Consider the following 23,072-nt stretch of genomic DNA (forward strand, 5'->3'; position numbering starts at 1 on the left):
TGTCGTTGTGTCTGCGTCTCGTTATTGCGATCACCAACTACGAACGAGGAGATAATCCGGGAAGCACGATCATCACGGTGTGACAAGAGTTCTATGACACCCTCAGTAATGTCTGCATCATTGGCGATATACTTCCGTGCTGTGGCTGTTCTGGACTCGGAAACCATTGTCTGCAGAAAATCTTTGATTGTTCGAAGCCCAGATTCCCCTTCCATACTTTGTATTGTACGTTCCACAAAGAAATGCCTATGGTATACTAACACACGTACATATACCTATATATATATACGAGCAAACTCAGCTACTGTCTGTGAGTATCTATCCCGTCTTGGCGTACTGTTCTCACTCTTGAACGTGGGTGCCTGTGCAAATCCTCGAACCGTACGGGTTTTAACCGCTCGCGTCAAACGGACCTCAAAGGTCGATATCTATGGAGATGCCACGCCGAATGAACACATACTGTCCGCATTGTAACGAGCACTACGAACACGAAGTTGAGAAGGTCCGGTCCGGTCGCTCCTCAGGTATGAAAAAGGTCAATGACCGTCAGCGCGAGCGCCAGTCCGGTATCGGGAACGACGGTAAGTTCTCCAAGGTCCCGGGTGGCGACAAGCCGACAAAAAAGACACAGCTCACCTACCGCTGTGGTGAATGTGGCAAGGCCCACCAGCGTGAAGGCTGGCGCGCCGGTCGCTTGAAGTTCCAGGAGTGATTATCATGGCTGGAAATTTCACACTGGTTGGCTGTCCGGATTGCGAAAACGAACAAGTCGTCTTCGAGAAAGCCGCGACATCAGTCGCCTGCGCAGTTTGTGGGCACACGCTGGCCCACGCGACTGGCGGAAAAGCTGACCTCGAAGGCGAGGTCGTCGAAACGGTTGAAGCACGATGAAATACAGCGGCTGGCCGGAACCCGGGGAGCTCGTCGTCGGACGGGTCGATGACATCGAAGACTTCGGTGTCTTTGTCGACCTGCTGGAGTACGACGACAAGCGCGGTCTCAGCCATATCAGTGAGGTCGCCTCGGGCTGGATCAAAAACGTTCGTGATCACGTCAGCGAGGACCAACGCGTCGTCGCCAAGGTACTCGATGTTGACGAGGACTCCCAGCAGATCGATCTCTCACTGAAAGACGTCAACGACCATCAGCGCAAAGACAAAATTCAGGAGTGGAAAAACGAGCAGAAAGCCGACAATTGGATGGAAATCGCGTTCGGCGAGGACCTCGAAGGAGACCGATACGCCGACATCGCAAACGCTCTGCTCGGAGAATTCGGAACACTCTATGACGGGTTCGAAAAAGCAGCGATTCACGGTGAAGAATCCCTCACTGAGACTGGTCTTCCAGACGACGACATTGACGCTATCGTCGAGACTGCTCGGGAAAACGTCTCAGTCCCGTACGTGACTGTCACCGGCTACGTCGATCTGGAGTGTCCTGCCAGCGACGGCGTAGATGTTGTCCAGGAGGCAATGCAGGCCGCCGAAGGGAACGGTGAGATTCCCGAGGAAGTCGATCTTAACGTGACGTACGTCGGCTCACCCGAGTACCGCATCGAGGTGCAGGCTCCGGATTACAAGGTGGCCGAGTCACAGCTTGAGGCAAGTGCTGACCGAGCTGCTGATGTCATCAGCGACTACGATGGTACCGCTGAGTACCACCGTGAACGCCACGAGACAGAAGACTAGGTCGGTTTTAATCGTGAAATCTGACATCCGCGTTTGCGCCGACTGGAAACGCGTTCATGAGCGTCCGGTATATACGCTCGGAGAGGAATGCCCGGACTGCGGCGGGAAAGCCATCAACAGTTCACCAGCACCGTTTTCACCCGAGGACTCTCACGGTGAGTATCGACGCGCACTTAAGCGCCGCGAGCGGGAATAATAGGTATGGATGATTTCGATATCGAGCACGTTGCTGAGGTTGACCTACAGGACCCAGTGTTCGTAGAAGGACTGCCTGGTGTCGGTCACGTCGGCAAACTTGCCGCGGAACATCTTGTCGAAGAGTTAGAGAGCGAACTCGTGCGTCGGGTCTACTCAACCCATTTCCCACCGCAGGTGAGTGTCGAAGACGGGGTGACACAGCTGGCCTGTGCCGAAGTTCACGCTGTCTACGCCGAGGACACCGACCTTCTTGTGTTGACGGGCGATCATCAAGCACAGGATACAGTCGGCCACTACGGGCTGACAAACAATTTGCTCGATATTGTCGAGACGTTCGACGCCGAACCGGTGTACGCTCTGGGCGGCGTCCCGACGGGCGAGCTTATCGAGGAATATGATGTCATTGGTGCAACAACGACCGAAGACCAGCGAGAACGCCTTTCAGAGTTTGGCGTCGAGTTCCGCGACAACGAACCTGAAGGTGGCATCGTCGGCATCAGCGGCCTGTTACTCGGTCTCGGCGAGCGCCGTGACATCGAAGCGGCCTGCATTATGGGTCAGACCAGTGGCTATCTCGTAGACCCAAAAAGTGCCAAAGCAGTTCTTGAAGTTCTTGAATCAGCTATCGGGTTCGAAGTTGACTTCGAGTCACTGGAAGACCGTGCTGACGAGATGGAAGATGTTGTCCGGAAGATTCAGGAGATGGAACAGGGGTCGCCTACAGGCTCGGACGAAGATCTCCGGTATATCGGATAACTGTCTCGGTCTCATTTCTTGTAAACCTCACAAGGCAGCGGTCACCGTTTTGCACTGATGCCATCGAGAAGCTGTCGTAGTATTTTGCTTGGACTCTCAATCTAACAACACTCAGGATAGATGTTCGCTGAATACACCCACAATCTTCTGTTCTGCGCGCCGGAGGTGGTCTTCAACAGTACGACGGCTGAGGTCGAACATCTCTGCGAGTTCTGTAGTTGTTACCTCCCGCGGAATCTCGTAGTATCCCTCCTGCCAAGCAGTTACGAGCACTGCCCGCTGACGGGGCGACAAGCTCGGAGAAAAGCCGCCTAGCTTTGGCATCGGTGATCCTGTCACTGGAACATTAACGGTCTGTGTGGAAGCGACATCTACTGAGAAGTCATCGTTAATATCGTTGAAAAAGTCCGTCAGCCGTTGACTCTCAAGCGCCAGTACTTGCACATGTTTCGCTCCGTTCTTGTATTGTAGTGGTGGGAGCAGGAGACAGTCGTGACGTTGCACGTACCGTTCTATATACCCTTGCTCGTGTTGCTTTAGACAATCCTCAGTAATAATTACCCGCTCATCACCCTCTTGAATATCGTCCCGTACACCAACATGGTTGCTAACGTATTCGATTGCGTCGTCAGCAGGCCCGATGAGATGAAGCAGGTCACAATGTTCGTTACACCAGAGCTTGATGACTGCTTCACTATCCTCAGTAGCCAACGCGTACGCCGTATTATCTTTAATCTGGATAGTTACCTGCTGCATGAGTACAAACGAGGTTTTTGTAGATAATAGCCTGAAATACTTAAAAATGCATCTCCATATGGATCCCCTATTATTTTGGCTGAATCTACCGTACTATGATACCGTATGACAAAACAGCAGGAAACTCACGAGCAGCAGGGTCACGATGGTGAACCATCGGACGTATGGCGCGAGTACAAGGGCGCTCGGACGGGGACAGATATTGAGTGTAAGGGGTGGAAACAGGAGGCAGCACTCCGCATGCTGAACAACAACCTCGACCCTGAGGTTGCCGAGAAACCGGAGGAACTCGTCGTATACGGTGGGACGGGACAGGCAGCACGGACGTGGGATGACTATGAGACAATCGTTGAGGAACTCCGAGAGCTTGATGACAACGAGACGCTGCTCGTTCAGAGTGGGCGTCCGGTTGGTCGGTTCCCGACACACGAACGCGCACCGCGAGTACTGATTGCGAACTCGAATCTGGTTGGAAACTGGGACGACTGGGAGCACTTTCATGAACTCGAAGCCGAGGGCAAGATTATGTACGGCCAGATGACTGCCGGTTCGTGGGCCTATATCGGGACACAGGGAATCCTTCAGGGGACCTACGAGACACTGGCTGAAATCGGCCGGACGGAGTTTGACGAAACCCTCGCGGGCAAGCTTGTTGTCACTGCTGGACTCGGCGGAATGGGTGGCGCACAGCCGCTTGCGGTCACGATGAACGAGGGGGTCTGTATTGCAGCGGAGGTCGACGAGAAGCGTATCGACCGCCGTATCGAGACTGGCTACTGCATGGAGAAGACCGATGACCTCGATGTCGCGCTCGAACGCGCACAGGAGGCCGTTGAGTCTGAAGAGCCTCTCAGCATTGGACTCCATATGAACGCCGCAGACTTCCTCGAAGGACTGCTTGAGCGTGGCGTCGTCCCGGACGTAGTGACAGACCAGACGAGTGCCCACGACGAACTTGTCGGGTACTACCCGAGCGGGCACACGGTTGCGGAGGCTGACGAACTCCGCGAGGAAGACCCCGAGACATACCGGGAAGAGAGTTTGGCGACGATGCAGCGCCACGTCGACGCAATCCTCGACTTGCAAGACGAAGGCGCGATTGCTGTTGAGTACGGGAATAACCTCCGTGGGCAGGTCAAACAGGAGTTCGACCGCGACGACGCCTTTGATTTCCCCGGGTTCGTTCCCGCGTACATCCGCCCGATGTTCTGTCGGGGCAAGGGTCCGTTCCGGTGGGCCGCCCTCTCTGGGGACCCCGACGACATTCGCCGGACCGACGAAGCTATCCGCAACCTGTTCCCCGAAAAAGAGGGACTGCTGCGCTGGATTGACCTCGCACAGGAACAAGTCGAGTACCAGGGGCTGCCCAGCCGGGTTTGCTGGCTCGGCTACGACACCGGTGAAGAGTCCGAAAGCGACGAAACCGCCAGAGCAGACGAGGCACTCACAGAACGCGCCCGGTTCGCAGTTCGTATCAACGAACTCGTCGCCGAGGGCGAAATCGAGGCACCGGTCGTAGTGACACGGGACCACCTCGACGCTGGCTCTGTCGCAAGTCCGAACCGTGAGACGGAGGCAATGAAAGATGGGACAGATGCGGTGGCTGACTGGCCAATTCTGAACGCGCTCGTCAACTGTGCTGCCGGTGCAGATATCGTCAGCGTTCACGATGGCGGTGGCGTCGGCATTGGTAACTCATTGCACACCAACAACCACGTCGTCCTCGATGGCACCGAGCAGGCTGCTGAGACTGCCCGGCGTGTGTTCACGACTGACCCCGGCATGGGTGTTATCCGGCATGCTGATGCAGGATACGAAGAAGCACTCGACGCGGCCGACGAGTCTGGTGTGGCGATTCCCACGCGTGATCGGCAGTGAGAAACGTTGCGCTTCGGTCCCCTGATGAATGGACAGGGACAACGAAGGACCCACACGACGAACAGTTCGGCCATATTGTCGATACAACGACAGTTGATGGCGCGGGTGACTATCGCGCGGTCCTTGTCGGCGAACCCTACGATGGCGCTGTTATCGGCCGCCCCGGCGCTCGGGAGGGACCGGCAGCTATCCGTAACTCACTTGCAGGCGTGAAATCCCACCACTTCGACGCCGGACCGGTTCAGTCGGTCGGTGATCTCGGCACGGTTGAGGTGCCGTCTGGCCATAGCGTCAGCGAGACACAAGCTGCTATCAGTGATGTGACCGCCCGAATCCACGAACAAGAGACAGTACCGGTCTTTCTCGGCGGAGACAATTCGCTGACGTATCCCAACGTCGAACCGGTACTCGACCGCAAGGGAAGTGTCGGGGTTATTAGCCTCGACACGCACCTTGACTGTCGCGTCGTACAGGGAGAGCCATCCAGTGGCTCGCCTTACCGACAGCTCCACGAGGCAGGGCTTGACAACATGGCGGTTCTTGGTGCTCGACACTTCGAAACCTCGACGGCCTACGCCGACTACCTCCGTGAACAGGGTGGCGAGATCATCACCGCTGAGGAAGTCGGTGACGACCCTGTCGAAGCGGCTGACCGAGCATTGTCGGCTGTCGAGACAGACCATCTCTACGTTAGTGTCGATATCGACGTGCTCGACGCGACTGCGGGACCTGGTGTCTCGGCTCCGACACCTGGTGGTATCACGACACGTGAGTTGTTCCGGATGGTTCGACTACTTGCAAGCGTTGACCGGCTTGTGGGATTCGAAGTTGTCGAAACCGCGCCGTCACTGTGTCCGGATGGGCGGACTGCCGATGCTGCGGCGCGGACTGTTGCACACGCGCTTTCTACGCTCCGGGGTGACGGTGCATGACTGACGTCCTTGTTCACGACGCGACGGAACTCGTCGTTGGCCCAGACAAGGGGTCCCTCAACCGTATCGAGAACGGTGCAGTGGCCATCGAAGACGGAACTGTTGTTGCCGTTGGACCAACGGAGACAGTCAGGAGCCAGCACCCAAACGCTACCCAATGTATCGATGCCAGCGGGCAAACAGTTTTACCCGGGTTCGTCGACCCACACACGCACGCCTTATTTGCGGGCGACCGGTCCGACGAGTTCGTCGCCCGTATCGAGGGGAAGAGCTACAACGAGATTATGGACGCTGGTGGGGGTATCGCGGTAACTGTCGAAGCAATCCGCGAGACAAGCGACGAAGAACTACTCGCCAACCTTCTCGCACAACTCGATGTGATGCTCGAACACGGGACGACAACCGCGGAGGTCAAGTCCGGGTACGGACTCGATACGCAGACCGAGCTACGGATGCTCGATACCATCCAAACGGCTGACGAGCAACACCCTATCGACCTCATCCCGACGTTCATGGGTGCACACGCAGTCCCTGCAGAGATGGAAACCGATGCGTACGTTGAGGAGGTTGTCGAAGAGCAACTCCCAGCGGTCGCCGAGCAAGGTGTTGCGGAGTTCTGTGATGTCTTCTGTGAGGAGGGTGTCTTTGATGTTGAACAGTCTCGCCGGATTCTTGTCGCTGGACGCGAGCACGGGCTCGACCCAAAGATACACGCCGAGGAGTTTACGCGTATCGGCGGCGCACAACTTGCTGCCGAGCTTGAAGCCGCCAGCGCGGACCACCTGCTGTCAGCAAACGAGGCCGACGCAAACTCTCTTGTTGAGGCTGGTGTGGTGCCGACGCTGCTTCCAGCGACGGCGTTCTCACTGGACGAACCGTATGCCGATGCGGAGACGTTCCTCGACGTTGATGCCCCTGTCGCGCTCGGGAGCGACCTCAACCCGAGCTGTTTTGTCCACAGTATGGGACTCGTGGTTTCACTTGCCTGTCTCCGGATGAAGATGCAGCCTGACGAGGCTGTGCTGGGTGCAACAGCCAACGCCGCGGCTGCTATTGGCCAAGCAGACGGTGTCGGGACACTCCAAGAGGGAACCCAAGCAGACCTCACAATCTTCGACCTGCCATCACTGGTTCACATTCCGTACAACGCCGGAACCAATCGCGTCGAGAAAGTACTGAAAGCGGGTGAGCTTGTTGTCGACGACGGACAGCGAACTGGCAGGTCCGTAGCAACACAGGAGGTGCCCGACGATGAGTGACGGGACCACCGTATCGGTCGGTGACGATTTGGCTCCGACAGATGTCGCGGCAGTAGCCCGTGACGATGCTCCCGTCGAGATATCTACGGCGGCTCGTGAGCGCGTCCAGGAGTCCCGGGAACGCGTCGAATCGGTCATCGACTCCGGCGAAGCGGTCTATGGGATCAACACCGGGTTTGGTGAACTCGTCACCGAGCGGATTCCCGGCGACGAGTTGGAAGAACTACAGACGAATCTCATCCGAAGCCACGCTTCGGGACAGGGTGACCCGCTTGAGCGCGAGGAGGTTCGGACGCTGCTGTTGACCCGGCTACATGCGCTTTCGCTTGGCTACTCCGGGGTTCGTGAGACTGTTGTTGAGACGCTCGCCGGAATGTTGAACGAGGGGGTACATCCGGTCGTCCGGACATACGGAAGCCTTGGAGCCAGCGGCGACCTCGCACCGCTTGCACATCTTGCGCTTGTCCTCATCGGTGAAGGCGAGGCCACAGTTGACGGCATTGAGGGTCGTCTCTCTGGTGAGAAAGCACTCCAAGAAGCGGGACTTGCTCCGCTTACCCTCGCGCCAAAGGAGGGGTTGGCACTCATCAACGGAACACAGCTTACCGCCGGGCTGGCGGCGTTGACTGTTGTCGACGCCGAGAGGCTCCTTGATGCCGCCGACACGGCTGGGGCACTGACAACTGAGGTCGGGATGGGAACGACAGTCACCAGCAGCGAGGCAATCGCATCAGTCCGTCCTCATACCGGCCACCAAGCAAGTGCGACAAACGTTCGGCGACTGACCGCAGAGTCCGAAATCGTCGAATCTCATCGCAACTGCGACCGCGTTCAGGACGCCTACTCTTTCCGGTGTCTCCCACAGGTTCATGGCGCTGTCAGGGAGGCCGTTACTCACCTTCGGGAGGCGGTCGAAACAGAGTTGAATAGTGCGACGGACAACCCGCTCATTTTCGACGCTGAATCGGTCGCCCCGCGAGCAAGCCAGACAGAGTCAGCAGCCGTTGTCTCTGGGGGTAACTTCCATGGCGCTCCACTTGCTCACCGGCTCGACTACGCTGCTAACGCGTTGACCGACCTCGGGGCAATGAGCGAGCGACGGGTCGACAGACTGCTCAATCCGAACTTGCAGGAATCTCACCTGCCACCGTTTCTCGCCGGCGAGAGCGGTGTCGAGTCGGGGATGATGATTGCCCAATACACCGCCGCATCGCTGGTCAACGACTGTCGGTCGGCTGGGTCGCCGGGGATAGACAACACTCCGGTCAGCGGCGGCCAAGAGGACCACGTCAGCATGAGTGCGACCAGTGCACTCGCGCTTCGGGACGTTGTCGAACAGACCCGGCGTATCCTCGCGATTGAACTGCTGTGTAGCGCAGAAGCCGCCGAGTACGTCGATGACTCACTCGAACACGGCATCGGCACTGCCGCCGCCTACGAGGCTGTGCGGGACCGGGTTCCAGCACTCGATGGCGACAGGTCGCTTGCCGGCGATATTGACGAACTTGCCGACGCAGTTCGGTCCGGCAAGCTATTAGACCACGTCGAACACATGCTCGACGGCGGTTTTGTTTCCGCCTCTGAGTAACGAGGCGGTCTTCTCTCTTCTGTGTGTCTGCCTGCGTAGCGGTGGTCTCTCTGGAATGAAGTTGACAGCAAAGAGTAACCGTTAACAGTGCTGACCGAATCTATTCTGGTGGGAACGCACGGCCGCAACTCTGACGTGCCGTCTGCTTGGACGGCTTGGGATTGCGGTAGTGTCGACCGCCGACCGCTGTTGTCGGTCAGCGACAGCCGTCAGGTCGGCGGATAGTGTCTACCGGACACCACGACGACACCTCTCGCCGCTTTCGGTCTGTGTTCCAACCAGTAAACTATGGCACGAATGCATACACGCCGCCGTGGCTCGTCCGATTCGGACAAGCCGGCGGTAGACGAACCACCGGAGTGGAGTGACGTCGACGCGGACGCCGTTGAGGACCGCGTCGTCGAACTAGCAGAACAGGGTCACAACCCCAGCGAAATCGGCATTATCCTCCGTGACGAGGGTGTTCAGGGCACGCCGGTGCCCGATGTTTCGCTGGCAACTGACAAGAAAGTAACCGAGATTCTCGAAGAAAACGACGCAGAACCCGAGATTCCAGAAGATCTCTATAATCTGTTGGAGCGGGCTATTCGTCTCCATGACCACATGGATGAGAATCCGACCGACTATCACAACAAGCGGGCACTCCAGAACACGGAGTCGAAGATTCGCCGTCTGATGAACTACTACCGAGGCGACGAAATCGCCGAGGACTTCTCGTATAGTCCTGACAAGGCACGAGAACTGCTATAGATGTCAACCACCGGCCGTCCCGAGAAGTCTGCCCCTGTGGCGAGTGATATCGCGTCTCGGATTCAAGACGCAGGCCTCGTCAGAGTCGTCGCCGCCGCGACCGGCGACGCAGTCGCTGCGACCGCTCTGTTGACGATGGCGCTCGACACACACGGCGTTGCTCACCAGAGTTCAGTTGTCGCTCTGCCGGAGCCGGCAGACCGGGATACCGATGCCGACGTGACTGTCGGCATTGGTCGCCCCGTTGCTGACGCCGAGGTCATTCTCGGCGCTGAGCAGGAGCCGGCAAGCGCGACTGCGCTGTCAGTCGCAACTACACTCGGGACAGCCGACTACGAACTCGCTCTCGCAGGTATTATCGCCGGAGGGACAACACCCACCAGCGACGTACTCGCTGCTGCCGCGGACCGCGGTATCGACCGTCGTCCCGGCATCGCCACACCGACTTCGGACCGAGCGGATGGGCTTGCGTACTCGTCGCTTGTTCACGCGTCTTTCTCAGGTGATATCGAGGCTGCCAAAGAGGTTCTCGCAGAGATTGACGCCGACAGCGACGAAGAGATGAGACGCTCTCTTGGCTCATTTGTCGCGTTCGATGTCTGTGCTGACGAGGCGAGTACGCCACAGGCAGCCGACGCGGTCGAACCGTTTCTTCGACCGCTTTCGGCCCCGGGCGGACGCCTCGATACTGTCGAGGGGTACGCTGACGTACTCGACGCGATTGCACGCGAACAGCCAGCAATGGCTATTGCACTCGCACTCGGCGGGGTTGACCCGACTGAGACCCTCGACGCCTGGCGCAGACATACCGAGTCGGCACACGAAGCCGTTCGGTCTGCCTCGACAGGCCGGTACGACGGCCTCTATGTCGTCCAGTGCGACGGTGACAAGCCGCTTGGAACCGTTGCTCGTCTCGTTGCTGACTATCGCTCTCCGGAACCGCTTGTGCTTGCTGTCGACGACAGCGAAGCCCTTGCCGTACCGGTCTCTCGTGACGAGTTCACTGGGCATCTTGGCTCACGCCTCGACGAGGCCAGCACCGCTGTTGGCGGTATCGGCCGTGGAACAGCAACGCTCGGACGCGCACACCACGGCGGCGACCCGACGGACTTTATTGTCGCGTTCAGAGAGGGGGCACAATGACACGCCGTGCAGCTCTCGAATCGACATTCGAGAGCCACAAGACGGCAACACAGGTTGCCGCGGCGCTCCGGCCTGATAACACGCCGGAAATAGAGACCCGCGTCGACGGGACAACGGTAATCACAGAGATGAAACGCGAGACGACAGGTGGGTTACAAGCTACGATCGACGATTACGTCGTCAACTTGCAGGTCGCAGCACAGCTCGTAACCACGGACGGGGATACGTCCACGACGATACAACATAATCATGAGTGAACGTTCAGTTTCACGACAGAAACAGCAGAAACGCTGGTACACCGCGCTTGCTCCGGAGCAGTTTGACCGCGAGGAGCTCGGTAAAACACCAGCTGACGAACCGGACAAGGTACTTGGCCGAACCATCGAGACGACGCTGGGTGACCTTCGAAACGATGCAAGCGACAACAACACCAAACTGACCTTCAAAATCAACGAGGTTGCAAGCGAGAACGCGTACACCGAGTTCACCAAACACGAACTCACGCGAGACTACATGCGCAGTCTCGTCCGCCGTGGCTCCTCGAAGGTTCAGGCGTACGTAACGGTGCTGACCACCGACGACTACCGCGTCCAGATTCAGCCCGTTGCGCTGACGACGAAGTCGGCCGACGAGAGCCAAGAGAAAGCAATCCGTCGGACGATGATTGACCTCGTCGAAGACGCTGCTGCCGACCGGACGTTCGAAGAACTTATCGACCGCGTTATTAACGGCGACCTTTCGTCGGCAATCTACAACGACGCAAAGACCATCTACCCACTGCGCCGGGTCGAGGTCCAGAAGCTAACGCTTGAAGCGCGACCAGAAGAAGTCGCAGTCGAAGAAGAAACGAGCGTCGACGTCGACGAATAGGCGATTCCGTTTGCGGTGCCACTTCCTATTCCCGAACTATCTCAAACAGCGTCGGCTGTAGACGACACTGTTCCCCCAAGTACCGAGACAATGCTTGTGTCTCGTCTTTGTCGCCCCATGTGTGGCCAATTCGTCAAACGAGAGCTGCCTACGCGGGCGCCTCCAGATGGGTCCCCCGTCCCGTTTTTGGAACGCCCGACGTCTTGCTGTGAGTGGCAGCATCTTTTGTCTAATTGTGGCCTCCAGTGTCTCCAGCCGTTTCTCTCTCGTGGCTTCTGGAGTCGCTTCATATCCAGTCTCAATGGAGACACTGCCATGGGGGTATGGACCATACGTCGTCATCGTAAAAAAGCACTTTCCGTACTCTCTTATTATAAATTCTCGAATACTATCAATCACTTTTTAACTTTCTCGACAGCGATCACGTCGAGCTCATCATCAAGCGTCAGCTGTAGGCGCTCGTCTTCGACGGGGAATGTAATGCGAAATTTGTAGGGGTCTTCTTGCAGAGTCGTGCCCGTGATGTCTTGCACGAACTGTCTGTTGTCCCACGTAACCTTTCGAAACGGAACCTTCTCGTTGTGTCCGTTTGTGTAGAGAAAGGCCGTGGCTGCAGGGTGGTTCAACGCGGCGTACCACAGCGGGAACGACCGGCTATACCGGCAGTCATCACACTGGAACGTGCCCCAATGCTCATACCGTGTCTCGCAGTTCGGGCAGCCACCATCATCATCGTGCTCGTGCTCCGAGCAAATCGTAAACGTCCGAGACACCTGCCCAGTACACTCAGGGCAAATTCCCTTTATCATCGGCGAAATCTTCGAATCGTACAGCACATCGGCCGCATAGATAATCTCCTCGTAGTCACGACCGAGCAACCCTGCAGGGGGAAACTCGAAGTTCATCGTCGTTCCGTGAGGCACGTCTCTGGCAGTGAGACCAGCACAGTTCTCACACCGTAGATTGAGCGTCTCTTCTTCGTAGCTCATCTGTAGTTGTGTGTTACAGTAGAGGCACTCTTGGTTGGTCTCGTCCGAGGACATTGTTGGGTCCGATGTGATTGTTCCAGTGAGTACGGCCCGGACAACCTGCTCGCCGGCGAACCGGAGAGAGTAGCCTTCGTCGGTCTTTCTGATGAAGTGCCCGGCCAGCTTGCCCAGATGATAGCTAAAATTCCCCCTGTCGTCGGGAGCGACCGTTTTCTGTAACTCACTGAACGAACACGGCTCGTCGGCACGCCACAACTCTTGGAGTACCGCTATTCTTGTTTCGTTCCCGAGAATGCTAAATGCTTTTTCGGCTGTTATCTCGTCTAACTCTGCAGCCGTTACCGGGACGTCCATACACTCTTCTGACGGTCATGATAAAACAACGTTTGGATACCGTCTCTATCTTTCGTGTTGCCGGCGGAAGTATCCGGAGCGCTTACAGTACGGGGACCCGAGATTCAAGCCATGACGAACCCAGCGGACCTCGCTGACCAGCTTCGGTCCGGCGAGCTACGACTCTATGAACTGGAGGATCATGCTGATGCTGACACCGCTGCCGAGGCACGCCGTCGCTTCCTCGCCGAAGAGACTGGGGCGGACCTCGACGCGATTGGGGCGTACAGTTTTGAGGCCGCGAAGGCCTCGGGAGCGGCCGTCGAGAATATGGTTGGTGGTGCGCAGGTCCCACTTGGGGTTGCTGGACCGGTGGCTGTCGACGGCGGCTCGGCGACGGGCGAGTATTATCTGCCGCTGGCAACGACCGAGGGTGCGCTTGTCGCCAGTGTGAACCGCGGACTGTCGGCTATCGACGATGCTGGGGGCGCGACTGCCCGTGTTACTGACTCTGGCATGACTCGTGCTCCTGTGTTCCGAGTTAGTGGCGTTGCCGAGGCCGAAACTGTCATTCAGTGGGTCGACAAACATACCGACGAACTGCGTGAGACAGCTGAATCGACGACCAGCCACGGCAAACTGCTCGGTGTCGAACCCTACGTCGTCGGCGATAACGTCTATCTACGTTTTGCTTATGACACGAAAGACGCGATGGGGATGAACATGACTACAATCGCAACGCGGGAGGCAGCTGAGCTTGTTGAAGCCGAGACGACTGCCGAACTTGTTGCTCTCTCTGGCAATCTCTGTAACGATAAGAAACCCGCCGCAATCAACGCTGTCGAGGGTCGCGGACGGACGGTGACCGCGGACGTAGTCCTCGACCGTGACCTCGTCGAGGAGACACTCAATACGACTCCGGAAGCGATGGTCGAAGGGAACACCAGAAAGAACTTAATCGGCAGTGCAAAAGCTGGAAGCTTCGGCTTCAACGCCCATGCCGCCAACACGGTCGCGGCAACGTTCCTCGCGACAGGGCAGGATGAAGCACAAGTTGTCGAGGGTGCGAACGCGATTACAACGATGAACGCGCGAGAAGATGGCCTCTATGCCAGTATCTCGCTTGCGTCGCTTGAGGTTGGGACCGTCGGTGGCGGAACGAAACTTGCGACACAGTCAGCCGCACTTGAGATGCTTGGCCTCGGCGGCAGCGGCGACCCGCCCGGGGCGAATGCCGACGCACTCGCAGAAGTTATCGCTGTCGGGGCACTCGCCGGTGAAATCTCTCTGATTGCTGCCTTTTGCTCGCGCCATCTGGCAAGCGCTCATGAGGACCTTGGCCGGTGACGACGAACGTGTTTGTTAGCCCGCTTGGAGACCGTTGAAGTAACGCTTTTTGTGATTGCCCGCCGAGACGGAGGTATGCGGTGGAAACTTTTCGCTACGCTCGCCGAGACAGCTGGTGACACGATGGTCGAAGTATCTCTTGACACCGACGAGCCGACGCTTCGAGACGCGCTAGATGCCCTCACAGCGACACACCCGGAGCTCGACGCCGAGATTACCGACGATGAGGGTAAACTACACTCTCACGTTCGACTGCTCTGTGACGGCGCTGACCCGTTCCATGAGGCTGGGGGCTGGGAAACATCGGTGACTGACATCGACGAATGTGCGCTGTTTCCCCCAGTCTCTGGCGGGTAACGATTACTCGGGGCGCTCTCGCTCCCGCTGGCGGGCGAGGAGACGCTTGAGGGCTTTCCCTGGACCGCCGTCGATTGGCCACCCGTGTTGTCGCCACGTTGGTGGCTCGGGTTCGAACTGCGGACAGGAACGCGAACACTCACGCTGTGTCTGGTGTGAGTCCTTTGCTGTACAGGCTGGACGCGCCACTGCTTCTTTCGGGGCAAGTTCGAAATACCGGCAGTCTGGTCGCATCGAGTCAGCGTAGGACCGCCATCCTCGCTCGTAGGCTCGCTCGGCGATTTCGAGGCGCTTGTTCGCCTTCCAGTCAGCGTCGGCAACCTCAAACCGACAGGCAGAGTCGTCGAACTCGCCTCCGTCAGGGCGCTCGATAATCCGTGTTCCCGGCTCAACTGGAGCGAGACTCCGGGGTTGCCAAGCTACCTCAGCCACTCCAGACCCACGGTTTCCCTCCTCGACAGTGAGGATACCAGCGTCTACAGGAACATCTTCAAGCAAAACCGGCTCGACAGGGCCATCCGTGCGACGAGTCGCAACCCAGACCTCATCCGCGAGACCGAGAGCGACATCACGTTCGAGTTGTGGAGCGAGCGCACGGGCGGCGCTGGCGTTTAGATCTGGCTTGTTCTCGATAGCAACGATACGTGTAACCCAGCTGGGATAGTGCCATTTCCGGCGTAGCTCGATTCGGCCGTTCGAGCCCTGGCGACGGTCGACAACACCCCGGTCGGCTGCTCGGTGGACAGCCTCACGAACGTATCGCCAAGGGTAGTCAGGGTCAGGCAGCGCATCACGGTACCATGCCCACTCTTCGGGTGCGTTCCTCACGACATGAAGTAAGTCAGAATCCAACGCCTCGGAGCCGAAGTTGGCCCGGGCGGCCAGTCCGTCGGGATTACACTCCAGAACGACAGTATCCCACCGACGGTGTTTCGTCCCAAGCTGGCGGGCGACAACCACTGGTGTGTCGTTTCCGGACGGTGGCCAGTGCTGTTCTGCCCACTGACAGACCTGTAACTCGAAACCGAACTCCGTTTTCACGTCGGTTACCACAAGGTCTGTGCTGAATTTGTATGTTGTGTCCGCTGCTCACTGCATTGCCTGGTCACGGATATCTGGGTTCTCTCGGACGAAGTCGACCAGCTCATCGACGTAGGTCTCAAATGGTGGGCATTCAATATCTGTTCCGGCAAAGGCGGCTGTGGTCTTTGGACAGGCGTAGCGAGTCGGGTGGTCGAGATAATCGAGCGTTGCCGATTCGGCGGGCAATCCTCCGGCCTCAAGTGTGTTGAGGAGCGACTTCATTGCCGATTTTGGACCGGGGACCGAGACGACTCGATGACCGGCTGCGTCTGCAAGTGCGTCGACAAACGCAGGGACCGACAGCGGTCCGGGGTCACAGAGCTGGTACACTTCGCCGATGGTGTCCTCGTGGTCGCTTAGATGGGCAATTCCATCGACAACATAATCTCGCGGCACGACATTTAGCTCGGCGTCGCTCGCCCCCGGAATGCTGGTCAACACCGAGCAGGCAACAGGCTGTGCGAGGAGCAATCGGAGCATGTAGTAGGGGCCGTCGTACTTTCGTGTCTCTCCGCTTTCGCTGTCGCCGACGACGATTGCGGGACGATAAATTGTTGCTGGGAGTCCCTCTGCCATGCGCTCTTGGACTGCAACCTCCGCCTCGAATTTCGTTCGTTCGTAGTGGTTGTTGAACGACTGTCCCTCCTGTAGGTCAGACCCGGTGAATAGGCCGTCGTACCGGCCACTGACGTAGCAGGTACTCACGTAGTGAAACCGTTCGACCTCGAGGGTCTCGGCGACGTCGAGGACGTGTTCGGTCCCGCCGACGTTGACTGCCTCTGCGAGACTGGCATCGACAGCGAGGTCGTAGACTGCGGCAAGATGGTATAGCTCTGTGACCGATGTGAGTGAATCGAACGCGTCTCCAAGGCCGATATCCGGTTCAGTGATATCACCTTCGTACAGCTGAATTTCTTCCCCATCCTCAGTGAGTTGTGCTGCCCGGCGTTGAGCCTGTTCGCGGTATTGTGACTGGACGAGACAGGCAATTGGACCGTCTCCGCGGTCAAGCAGTCGTTTGATCAGTGCTGACCCGAGGAATCCGGGAAAGCCAGTGAGGAGAGTGCGTGGCGGCGCTGATTGGGTGTGTCCACTATCGCTGCTCATGAGAGTAACCGACCGATTCCCGGTACCTTTGTGAGACGACCCTTGAGATGACTCATCGTCATGAGCGAGCGGGCATACCACGACGTGGGCATGCCCGGCGGTACGGTCAGTGGCCCAACCTTCGATGTCGCAACCGTCCGAGATTCGAGAAAGCGCTTGATTCCTTCGGGACCCTGTCGGCGGCCAAGCCCAGAGTCGCCGAACCCACCCATTGGCGCATCAACAGCTGCCCACCCCGAGGTGAATCCGTCGTTGACACAGACTGTCCCACAGTCGACCTGCTCGGCAACAGCGATACCACGCTCACGGTCACCTGTCCAGACGCTCCCGTTGAGTCCGTACTCGGAGTCGTTCGCTGCTGTAATTGCTGCTGAGGTGTCAGGTACTGATTCGACGGTGACAACAGGGCCAAACGTCTCTTCGCAGGCGAGTGTCGTCTCGTCGTCAACGTCGGTGAGTACTGTTGGCTCATAGACGTATGGGCCAACGTCCGGTCGGTGTCTCCCTCCTGTCAGAAGCGTTGCGCCATCATTGAGTGCATCATTGACATGGCTCTTGACACGGGCCAACTGGTCGGCGCTGATGAGAGAGCCAACATCTGGCTCGTAGCTAAGCTCCGTGCCAAGGGTTAGCTGTCGGGTGGCCCCAACGAATGCATCGAGGAACTCATCGTAGATGGCCTCGTCGACGTAGATTCGCTCGGCAGACAGACAGAGCTGGCCAGCGTTGGTGAAACAGGCCTGAACGGCTCCGCGAGCTGTTTTCGTTGGGTCAGCATCGTCAAGAACAAGCAGCGGGTTCTTTCCACCGAGTTCGAGTGATGTGTCAATAAGGTTCCGACCCGCCTGTTCGGCAACAACCCGCCCAGTCTCAGTCCCGCCGGTAAACGCAATATAGTCAACCTGGTCGATGAGTGCCGGACCGGTAACCTCGCCTTGGCCAGTGACAACCTCCAGTACGCCATCAGGCAGCCCTGCTTTTTCGAGGAGTTCGGCGAGCATGAGCGCAACAAAAGGCGTCTGCTCGTCTGGCTTGAGAACGACGGTGTTGCCGGCGACGAGAGCCGGAATCACGTCAGCCATCGCGAGTGTTACGGGGTAGTTCCACGGGGAGATAACGCCCACGACGCCAACCGACTCGTAGGTGACTTTGGCTGTTGTGACCAACGGGAAGGCACCGGTGCGGCGGTCACTTGCAAGCACATCTGGCGCGTTGCTTGCACAGTACGAGCAGTTTATCGAGATATCGGCTACTTCCTCAACTGCATGTTTTCGTGATTTACCGGTCTCTAGCTGGAGGATATCGAGTACTGTGTCCCGGTGCTCGTAGACGAGAGTGCCAAAGCGGTCGAGTATCTCTGCTCTGTCTTCGGGGTCACGGTTGGCCCAAGACTCCTGTACGTTTCGTGTGCGTTCGACAGCCGTTTCGACAGCTGCTTGACCACAGTTCGGAACGGTACCGAGTGGCTCCTCTGTTGCTGACTCTCGGACAGTAAGCTGTCCACTCTCTTTACTGCTCACCCGGGAAGAAAGGGCTTGGAGTCGTTCCTGTGACACTGTCGCGTCTGTTATCCTTGGTGACTGCTTGGTCTCGTGAGTCATCTGGTGGTTTCTTTTGGGCGTGAACCATTATTACATCACGGGCTTGCACAGGTGAGCAAAGTTAACGCACGAGACTTTATAACACACCCAAGCGAAACGAGGGGATGCAATGGTGTTCAAGAAAATCGACCTAATCGGAACAAGTGAAGAATCGTTCGAGGATGCTATCGATGACGCTATCGACCGCGCCGAAACGACCCTAGAGAACGTTCATTGGGTCGACGTAGAAGAACTCGGGGTTGAAGTCGCGTCTGTTGAAAAACGGGAGTACCAGGCTGAAGTTGAGATAGCGTTCCAACTGGAAGCGTAATTACGTGCGGAAACTTTCGCCACAGCCACACTCGCTGACGACGTTCGGATTCTCGACGTGGAAGCCTTCGCCTTGTAAGCCACCTTCGTATTCCAGAACTGACCCTTCGATGTAATTCATGCTCGCAGGGTCGACAAACACGCGTAACTCGTGGTGCTCGAATATTGTGTCGTCTTTTTCTGGCTCGTTATCGAAACGCATCCCATAGGAGAGCCCGGCACAGCCACCTTGCTGGACGTACAGACGAAGCCCAGCGATATCGGTATCCATGCCTTCTCCTTCGAGCAGCCCTATGGCCTCTGCTGCGGCCTGTTCAGTCACTGAAATACTGGTACCCTGGGATGGCTCCTCGGTGGTGCTCATACAGAATCATATTCGCCCAACATTGTTAACTCTTACACCATCATGTGGCTTCATCGCTGGTCGCTTCCTCTGCTGTCTCCTGAATGAGGCGGATTCGCTCGGGAATTGGTGGGTGCTGGTGATTGAACGCGGCGTACCACGGATGTGGGAAGGGGTTCGATAGGTTTTCAGTGGCCAACTGTGACAGCGCACCAACCATCGGTTCGCCTTCACCCATCACATCGACGGCGAAGGCGTCAGCCTCTCTTTCGTGTGCCAGCGAGAGTTTATTCACCAGCGGTGCAGTGAGTTCGAATATCGGCATGACAAACAGGAGTGCGATAAACAGGCCGGCGTACGTCGCATCTGCTGGCAGGTCGAACAGAGAGAATACCCAGTCTGTTGTCAGCAGATAGCCCAATACGGCGAGAACAACACCAAGTTGGACAACGGTGGCTCCGAGGCGCTTCCAGATGTGATTTCGCTTCCAGTGGGCAAGTTCGTGAGCGAGAACGCCTTCGATTTCAGCCCCTTCCAACGTCTCGACCAGCGTATCGAAAAGGACGACGCGTTTTGTCCGACCAAAGCCGATGAAGTATGCGTTGAGCCGGCTTGACCGACGACTGGCATCCATTGTGTATATCTCCTCGGCTTCGAAGCCAGCGCGGTCGAACACCGACTCGATTCGGTCACGGAGCTCTCCTGTTTTGACTGGTTCGAAATCGTTGAACAGCGGAGCGATAACGCGTGGATAAAGCACCTGTATAAGCAACAGGAACGCAACAATAAGTAGCCAACCGCCGGCCACCCACAGTGCTGTCTTGAACAATTCGATGAGTATGAGTAACGCTCCCGAGAGGGTTCCGAGCAACACGACCCCAACTAACGTCTCGACAACGAGGTCCCGAAGCCAGAGCTGCGGTGAGGTCTCGTTGAAATTAAATTGCTCGTCGATGACGAACGTGTTGTAAAGGTCGAATGGAACTCCGACGATGCGGTTGGCGGCAAACAGCCCGATAAAAAAGAGAACTCCCTGTGTAGCCGGATGCAGACCGGTTTCGTTCAGCCAGTCGACGGCTCCAGTCACGACGCCCGTATACAGGGCACCGAGCAAAAGAACCACAGAAACCCACGACTGTATCAACGACAGCCCAGTTCCGGCACGCTGATAGTTGATAATCTCGCCAGAATCCTGAATATCAAGATACTCTCTGAGCCAGTCGGCCTTTTGATGCATTTCGCTGGCCCCGTACCGCACATTCAGTATCGAAAGCACTGTCGAGAGGAGTGTCGTTCCACCCACTAGTGCCAACAGAAGGGCGTGATATTTCAACATACGTAATTGTCAACGCACCACTCCGATGTTTGTTGTGGTCTATTCACTCAATCGAGAGTAGAACTATGCTCCACAATACCATGTATCGCGTTACTAAATCACACTGACGGCGTAGATAACAAGGCTCAAGTAGGAATTTTTGCAAGTGTCAATAATGAGCCTCAAAGAGCGGCAAACGGCAGAGTCAACTGACAGCCCCAACACAGACGACGGCTGGGACCTCACGAAGGAACTCAAAATAATCTGTACCCTCTGGCTTTCGACGGCGTTGCTCGTTGGTTTTGTGTTTATCGCGTTTAGCGACGTCATTGCAGGACTGGCATAGAAGCCACCAAATACGGTGCACGTACTTTTTACGAGGCAGTGTCTGTGTTTAGTATATGTACGTCGGTGTGGACTGGAGTGATGACTCGTGGCTCGCAGTTGTGTTCGACAGCGATGGGTACGACCAAGCAGAGGTGTTTGCAGAGATTGGTGACCTCTGGTACCAGTACGAAGAACTCGCAGAGTTGGTCTTGGTCGATGTTCCAATCGGTCTCATCGAAGAAGGAACTGCCAGCCGAAGGTGTGACATACTCGCAAGCGATATTGTGGGCTCACGCGCTTCATCTCTGATTGAGCCTCCCGTCCGGGAGGCAACGAGAAAACGACGATACCCCGCTGCAAAACGAGTTCACGAACGCAAAACGGGAACAGCCCTCTCCGAGCGAGCGTTCACACTGAGCGATTCGATTGCGGCTGTCGATGACCTGTTGCGTAATGTGCCTGAGGCTCGGATGACATTCCGTCAGTCACATCCCGAACTATGCTTTCGCGCACTTGGCGACGAACCGCTGGAATATCCAAAACGAACTGCTGCGGGGTACGCTGAACGGATGCGAACGCTTGCTGGGTTTGACACTGACGCGCCGCCGGTTGTCCAAGCGGTCGCTGAGGAAACGGGCGGCGCTGGCGTGGCTGTCGACGATGTGCTTGATGCAGTTGTCCTAGCATACACTGCACAGCCTGGCCCCGGTTCGCTTTACTCGCTCCCACCAGAACCGCCGACTGACGCCAAGGGACTACCAATGGAACTCGTTTACCGAGCGGAAACGCCACTCAGGCAGTAAATCGACCAGACGTTACAGTTCTGTCGCCTCTTCAGGCTCTTTGCCGACAAGCGGTTCCCAACGCTCGTGTGTGAATTTACCGAGAATTGTCCCATCAATCGTTTTGAAGTAGGTGTTGAGGCAGCCGTATTCCTCGCCGTTTTCGACCATTCCTTTCCCGCGTGTCGGGTCGTACGAACAGGCGACAAATATCGACCGCTGGCGGTCCGGGTCGATGAACTCGGTGACCAAGAACACAAACGATTCGATAGGCTTGCCGTAAGCGAGGAACTCGGAGAACTCCGACTCATCGTAGATATCCGAAATCACATCAGCGTGATTGTTAGGGACGATGTGATGAAGGCCAAACCGGTCGTGTTGTCCCATGTCTTTCGAAACTGCGTCTGTATGTGCGGCGATAACTGTGTGTGTCTCCCAGCCGTCATTTTTCCGGTCTGTTGCGAGTACTTCCATCTCTTCAAGGACCGCTTGCCATGCCTGTTCATGAACGTCTCCATAGCTTTCTAGACGGGCTTTGTGTAACTCTTCGTTCTGGGCATCGCCTTTCCCAACGTGGGGGTCTTCTATGTCGTCCATATCATCGGGGAGGGAACCATTGTCATCGTCGGTTTTCTCGTCGGTAGGCATGTGAAACACTCCGGAGACGAAGGTAGATAACTCTTGAGGTTGTGTACTGGTAGAACTATGCATGACCCGCCCGATAGACCGTTGTCATCGACCTGCCTGTACTGTTTCGAAAAAGCTCAGACCTGTCCGGAGTAACCCGATACTAACGAGTCTCAGTACCCTGTCTTAGACAACGCCAAAATATGTTTCCATCGCAAATGAGACGCCGAACACGAGCAAGCTTGCCAGAAACAACTTCCCACCAACCGTGATGCGGTTGTCGGGCAACGGCGGGTGGACCCACCTGTTGGGGGGCACTGTCTGTACAAGTTGCTGGAACCGGGAGAGGTCTCTGTCACTGAGCGTCTCCAGTACATCGTCGCCTTTTGTGGCGTCTTGCATGCTCTCGCGCAACTGTCTGGCATCGTCGCTCGTGCCGTGGTTTTGATTGGGTTCTTCGTCATCGGAGCCAAACGAGAAACTGAGCAAGTTACGCGACGGCATATCTGATTTCCACCGCGAGGACGGCCACAACTTCACGCTCCCGAGTGTCATTAGCAGCCAGCCTACGACAAAAAGAAAGATCTTCCCGCGGACGAAGCCACCACCGGTTGCAATGCCCAAGATGATAGCAACAACACTGATGACAGCAGTCAGAACAACAGCGTAGCTGACTGCGTCAACACAAACACGGGTTAGTTCGACTGTCCGGCTCTCTGACCTATCCATTTGCT

28 protein-coding genes are annotated in these 23,072 nt (G+C 56.9%); 18 read left to right on the plus strand and 10 right to left on the minus strand.

The genetic code is table 11. The features are described 5' to 3' along the window. A partial coding sequence (locus N5098_RS02310; protein WP_267636085.1) for a hypothetical protein occupies positions 1–215 on the minus strand: 215 nt, incomplete at its 3' end. A gap of 215 nt (positions 216–430) precedes the next feature. Between N5098_RS02310 and N5098_RS02315 the strand changes: the two genes are divergently transcribed. The 5 genes from N5098_RS02315 to N5098_RS02335 are packed head-to-tail and all read left to right on the plus strand — an operon-like array spanning position 431 to position 2,642. Further along, a complete protein-coding gene (locus tag N5098_RS02315; RefSeq protein ID WP_267636086.1) occupies positions 431–712 on the plus strand; it encodes a 50S ribosomal protein L44e in 282 nt (93 codons plus the stop codon). A gap of 5 nt (positions 713–717) precedes the next feature. After that, positions 718–891 (plus strand): 30S ribosomal protein S27e, encoded by a 174-nt coding sequence (locus N5098_RS02320; protein ID WP_267636087.1) that lies wholly within the window; start codon positions 718–720, stop codon positions 889–891. Beyond that, positions 888–1,688, plus strand: a complete 801-nt coding sequence (locus N5098_RS02325; protein WP_267636088.1) for a translation initiation factor IF-2 subunit alpha — start codon at positions 888–890, stop codon at positions 1,686–1,688. The genes N5098_RS02320 and N5098_RS02325 overlap by 4 nt, the downstream gene beginning before the upstream one ends. Before the next feature lie 13 nt (positions 1,689–1,701). Beyond that, positions 1,702–1,884: an RNA-protein complex protein Nop10 gene (locus N5098_RS02330; protein ID WP_267636089.1), complete on the plus strand. Its 183-nt coding sequence runs from the start codon at positions 1,702–1,704 to the stop codon at positions 1,882–1,884. Between the two features lie 5 nt (positions 1,885–1,889). Next, positions 1,890–2,642, plus strand: a complete 753-nt coding sequence (locus N5098_RS02335) for a proteasome assembly chaperone family protein (protein ID WP_267636090.1) — start codon at positions 1,890–1,892, stop codon at positions 2,640–2,642. 111 nt (positions 2,643–2,753) lie between these two features. On the opposite strand, the gene N5098_RS02340 is transcribed toward N5098_RS02335, so the two are convergent. After that, positions 2,754–3,398, minus strand: a complete 645-nt coding sequence (locus N5098_RS02340; RefSeq protein WP_267636091.1) for a helix-turn-helix domain-containing protein — start codon at positions 3,396–3,398, stop codon at positions 2,754–2,756. A 105-nt stretch (positions 3,399–3,503) separates the two neighbouring features. On the opposite strand from N5098_RS02340, the gene hutU reads away from it, so the two are divergent. The 8 genes from hutU (at position 3,504) to N5098_RS02380 (ending at position 11,818) form a co-directional block, all read left to right on the plus strand. Further along, positions 3,504–5,276 carry a urocanate hydratase gene (gene hutU, locus N5098_RS02345; RefSeq protein ID WP_267636092.1) on the plus strand — a complete coding sequence of 591 codons (1,773 nt, stop codon included), beginning with the start codon at positions 3,504–3,506 and terminating at the stop codon, positions 5,274–5,276. Then, a complete protein-coding gene (gene hutG / locus N5098_RS02350) occupies positions 5,273–6,208 on the plus strand; it encodes a formimidoylglutamase (protein ID WP_267636093.1) in 936 nt (311 codons plus the stop codon). Before hutU ends, hutG begins: the two co-directional genes overlap by 4 nt. Next, a complete protein-coding gene (hutI, locus tag N5098_RS02355) occupies positions 6,205–7,467 on the plus strand; it encodes an imidazolonepropionase (RefSeq protein WP_267636094.1) in 1,263 nt (420 codons plus the stop codon). The genes hutG and hutI overlap by 4 nt, the downstream gene beginning before the upstream one ends. Further along, complete coding sequence (hutH, locus tag N5098_RS02360; RefSeq protein WP_267636095.1) at positions 7,460–9,055, plus strand: histidine ammonia-lyase; 1,596 nt, start codon at positions 7,460–7,462, stop codon at positions 9,053–9,055. The genes hutI and hutH overlap by 8 nt, the downstream gene beginning before the upstream one ends. 288 nt (positions 9,056–9,343) lie before the next feature. Continuing rightward, entirely contained in the window at positions 9,344–9,805 is a 462-nt protein-coding gene (locus N5098_RS02365; protein WP_267636096.1) for a 30S ribosomal protein S15, read from the plus strand. Next, complete coding sequence (locus tag N5098_RS02370) at positions 9,806–10,948, plus strand: hypothetical protein (RefSeq protein ID WP_267636097.1); 1,143 nt, start codon at positions 9,806–9,808, stop codon at positions 10,946–10,948. Beyond that, the gene (locus tag N5098_RS02375) at positions 10,945–11,205 is read left to right on the plus strand and encodes a KEOPS complex subunit Pcc1 (protein ID WP_267636098.1); all 261 of its coding nucleotides are present in this window, start codon (positions 10,945–10,947) and stop codon (positions 11,203–11,205) included. Before N5098_RS02370 ends, N5098_RS02375 begins: the two co-directional genes overlap by 4 nt. After that, positions 11,198–11,818 carry a 30S ribosomal protein S3ae gene (locus tag N5098_RS02380; protein WP_267636099.1) on the plus strand — a complete coding sequence of 207 codons (621 nt, stop codon included), beginning with the start codon at positions 11,198–11,200 and terminating at the stop codon, positions 11,816–11,818. Before N5098_RS02375 ends, N5098_RS02380 begins: the two co-directional genes overlap by 8 nt. A 395-nt stretch (positions 11,819–12,213) precedes the next feature. Here N5098_RS02380 and N5098_RS02385 read toward each other — a convergent pair whose 3' ends face one another. Further along, positions 12,214–13,161: an ArsR/SmtB family transcription factor gene (locus N5098_RS02385; RefSeq protein ID WP_267636100.1), complete on the minus strand. Its 948-nt coding sequence runs from the start codon at positions 13,159–13,161 to the stop codon at positions 12,214–12,216. A 111-nt stretch (positions 13,162–13,272) separates the two neighbouring features. On the opposite strand from N5098_RS02385, the gene hmgA reads away from it, so the two are divergent. After that, on the plus strand, positions 13,273–14,487 hold the full coding sequence (gene hmgA / locus N5098_RS02390; RefSeq protein WP_267636101.1) for a hydroxymethylglutaryl-CoA reductase (NADPH): 1,215 nt from the start codon (positions 13,273–13,275) through the stop codon (positions 14,485–14,487). Positions 14,488–14,562: 75 nt separating this feature from the next. Continuing rightward, a complete protein-coding gene (locus N5098_RS02395; RefSeq protein WP_267636102.1) occupies positions 14,563–14,844 on the plus strand; it encodes a ubiquitin-like small modifier protein 1 in 282 nt (93 codons plus the stop codon). Positions 14,845–14,847: 3 nt separating this feature from the next. Here the strand turns inward: N5098_RS02395 and N5098_RS02400 are convergent, their stop codons facing one another. Genes N5098_RS02400 through N5098_RS02410 form a run of 3 tightly spaced genes read right to left on the minus strand, consistent with a single transcriptional unit; the run spans position 14,848 to position 18,635 of the window. Then, on the minus strand, positions 14,848–15,885 hold the full coding sequence (locus tag N5098_RS02400) for a DUF5787 family protein (RefSeq protein ID WP_267636103.1): 1,038 nt from the start codon (positions 15,883–15,885) through the stop codon (positions 14,848–14,850). Positions 15,886–15,933: 48 nt separating this feature from the next. After that, positions 15,934–17,034, minus strand: coding sequence for an SDR family oxidoreductase (locus N5098_RS02405; RefSeq protein ID WP_267636104.1), 1,101 nt, complete (start codon positions 17,032–17,034; stop codon positions 15,934–15,936). Continuing rightward, positions 17,031–18,635, minus strand: coding sequence for a succinic semialdehyde dehydrogenase (locus N5098_RS02410; protein WP_267636105.1), 1,605 nt, complete (start codon positions 18,633–18,635; stop codon positions 17,031–17,033). Before N5098_RS02410 ends, N5098_RS02405 begins: the two co-directional genes overlap by 4 nt. A gap of 109 nt (positions 18,636–18,744) precedes the next feature. Here N5098_RS02410 and N5098_RS02415 point away from each other — a divergent pair, with 109 nt between their 5' ends. Then, the gene (locus tag N5098_RS02415; RefSeq protein ID WP_267636106.1) at positions 18,745–18,945 is read left to right on the plus strand and encodes a dodecin; all 201 of its coding nucleotides are present in this window, start codon (positions 18,745–18,747) and stop codon (positions 18,943–18,945) included. Here N5098_RS02415 and N5098_RS02420 read toward each other — a convergent pair whose 3' ends face one another. Then, positions 18,946–19,308: a HesB/IscA family protein gene (locus N5098_RS02420; protein ID WP_267636107.1), complete on the minus strand. Its 363-nt coding sequence runs from the start codon at positions 19,306–19,308 to the stop codon at positions 18,946–18,948. 40 nt (positions 19,309–19,348) lie between these two features. Further along, complete coding sequence (locus N5098_RS02425) at positions 19,349–20,590, minus strand: M48 family metallopeptidase (RefSeq protein WP_267636108.1); 1,242 nt, start codon at positions 20,588–20,590, stop codon at positions 19,349–19,351. Between the two features lie 187 nt (positions 20,591–20,777). On the opposite strand from N5098_RS02425, the gene N5098_RS02430 reads away from it, so the two are divergent. After that, positions 20,778–20,948 carry a hypothetical protein gene (locus tag N5098_RS02430; protein WP_267636109.1) on the plus strand — a complete coding sequence of 57 codons (171 nt, stop codon included), beginning with the start codon at positions 20,778–20,780 and terminating at the stop codon, positions 20,946–20,948. A gap of 55 nt (positions 20,949–21,003) precedes the next feature. Then, a complete protein-coding gene (locus N5098_RS02435; RefSeq protein ID WP_267636110.1) occupies positions 21,004–21,732 on the plus strand; it encodes a DUF429 domain-containing protein in 729 nt (242 codons plus the stop codon). A gap of 12 nt (positions 21,733–21,744) precedes the next feature. Here N5098_RS02435 and N5098_RS02440 read toward each other — a convergent pair whose 3' ends face one another. Next, on the minus strand, positions 21,745–22,359 hold the full coding sequence (locus N5098_RS02440) for a DUF7529 family protein (RefSeq protein ID WP_267636111.1): 615 nt from the start codon (positions 22,357–22,359) through the stop codon (positions 21,745–21,747). A 165-nt stretch (positions 22,360–22,524) separates the two neighbouring features. Further along, entirely contained in the window at positions 22,525–23,067 is a 543-nt protein-coding gene (locus tag N5098_RS02445) for a DUF7555 family protein (protein WP_267636112.1), read from the minus strand. Positions 23,068–23,072 lie beyond the last annotated feature (5 nt).

Origin of the sequence: Halovenus rubra (assembly GCF_026586665.1) — an archaeon.
Taxonomy (GTDB): domain Archaea; phylum Halobacteriota; class Halobacteria; order Halobacteriales; family Haloarculaceae; genus Halovenus; species Halovenus rubra.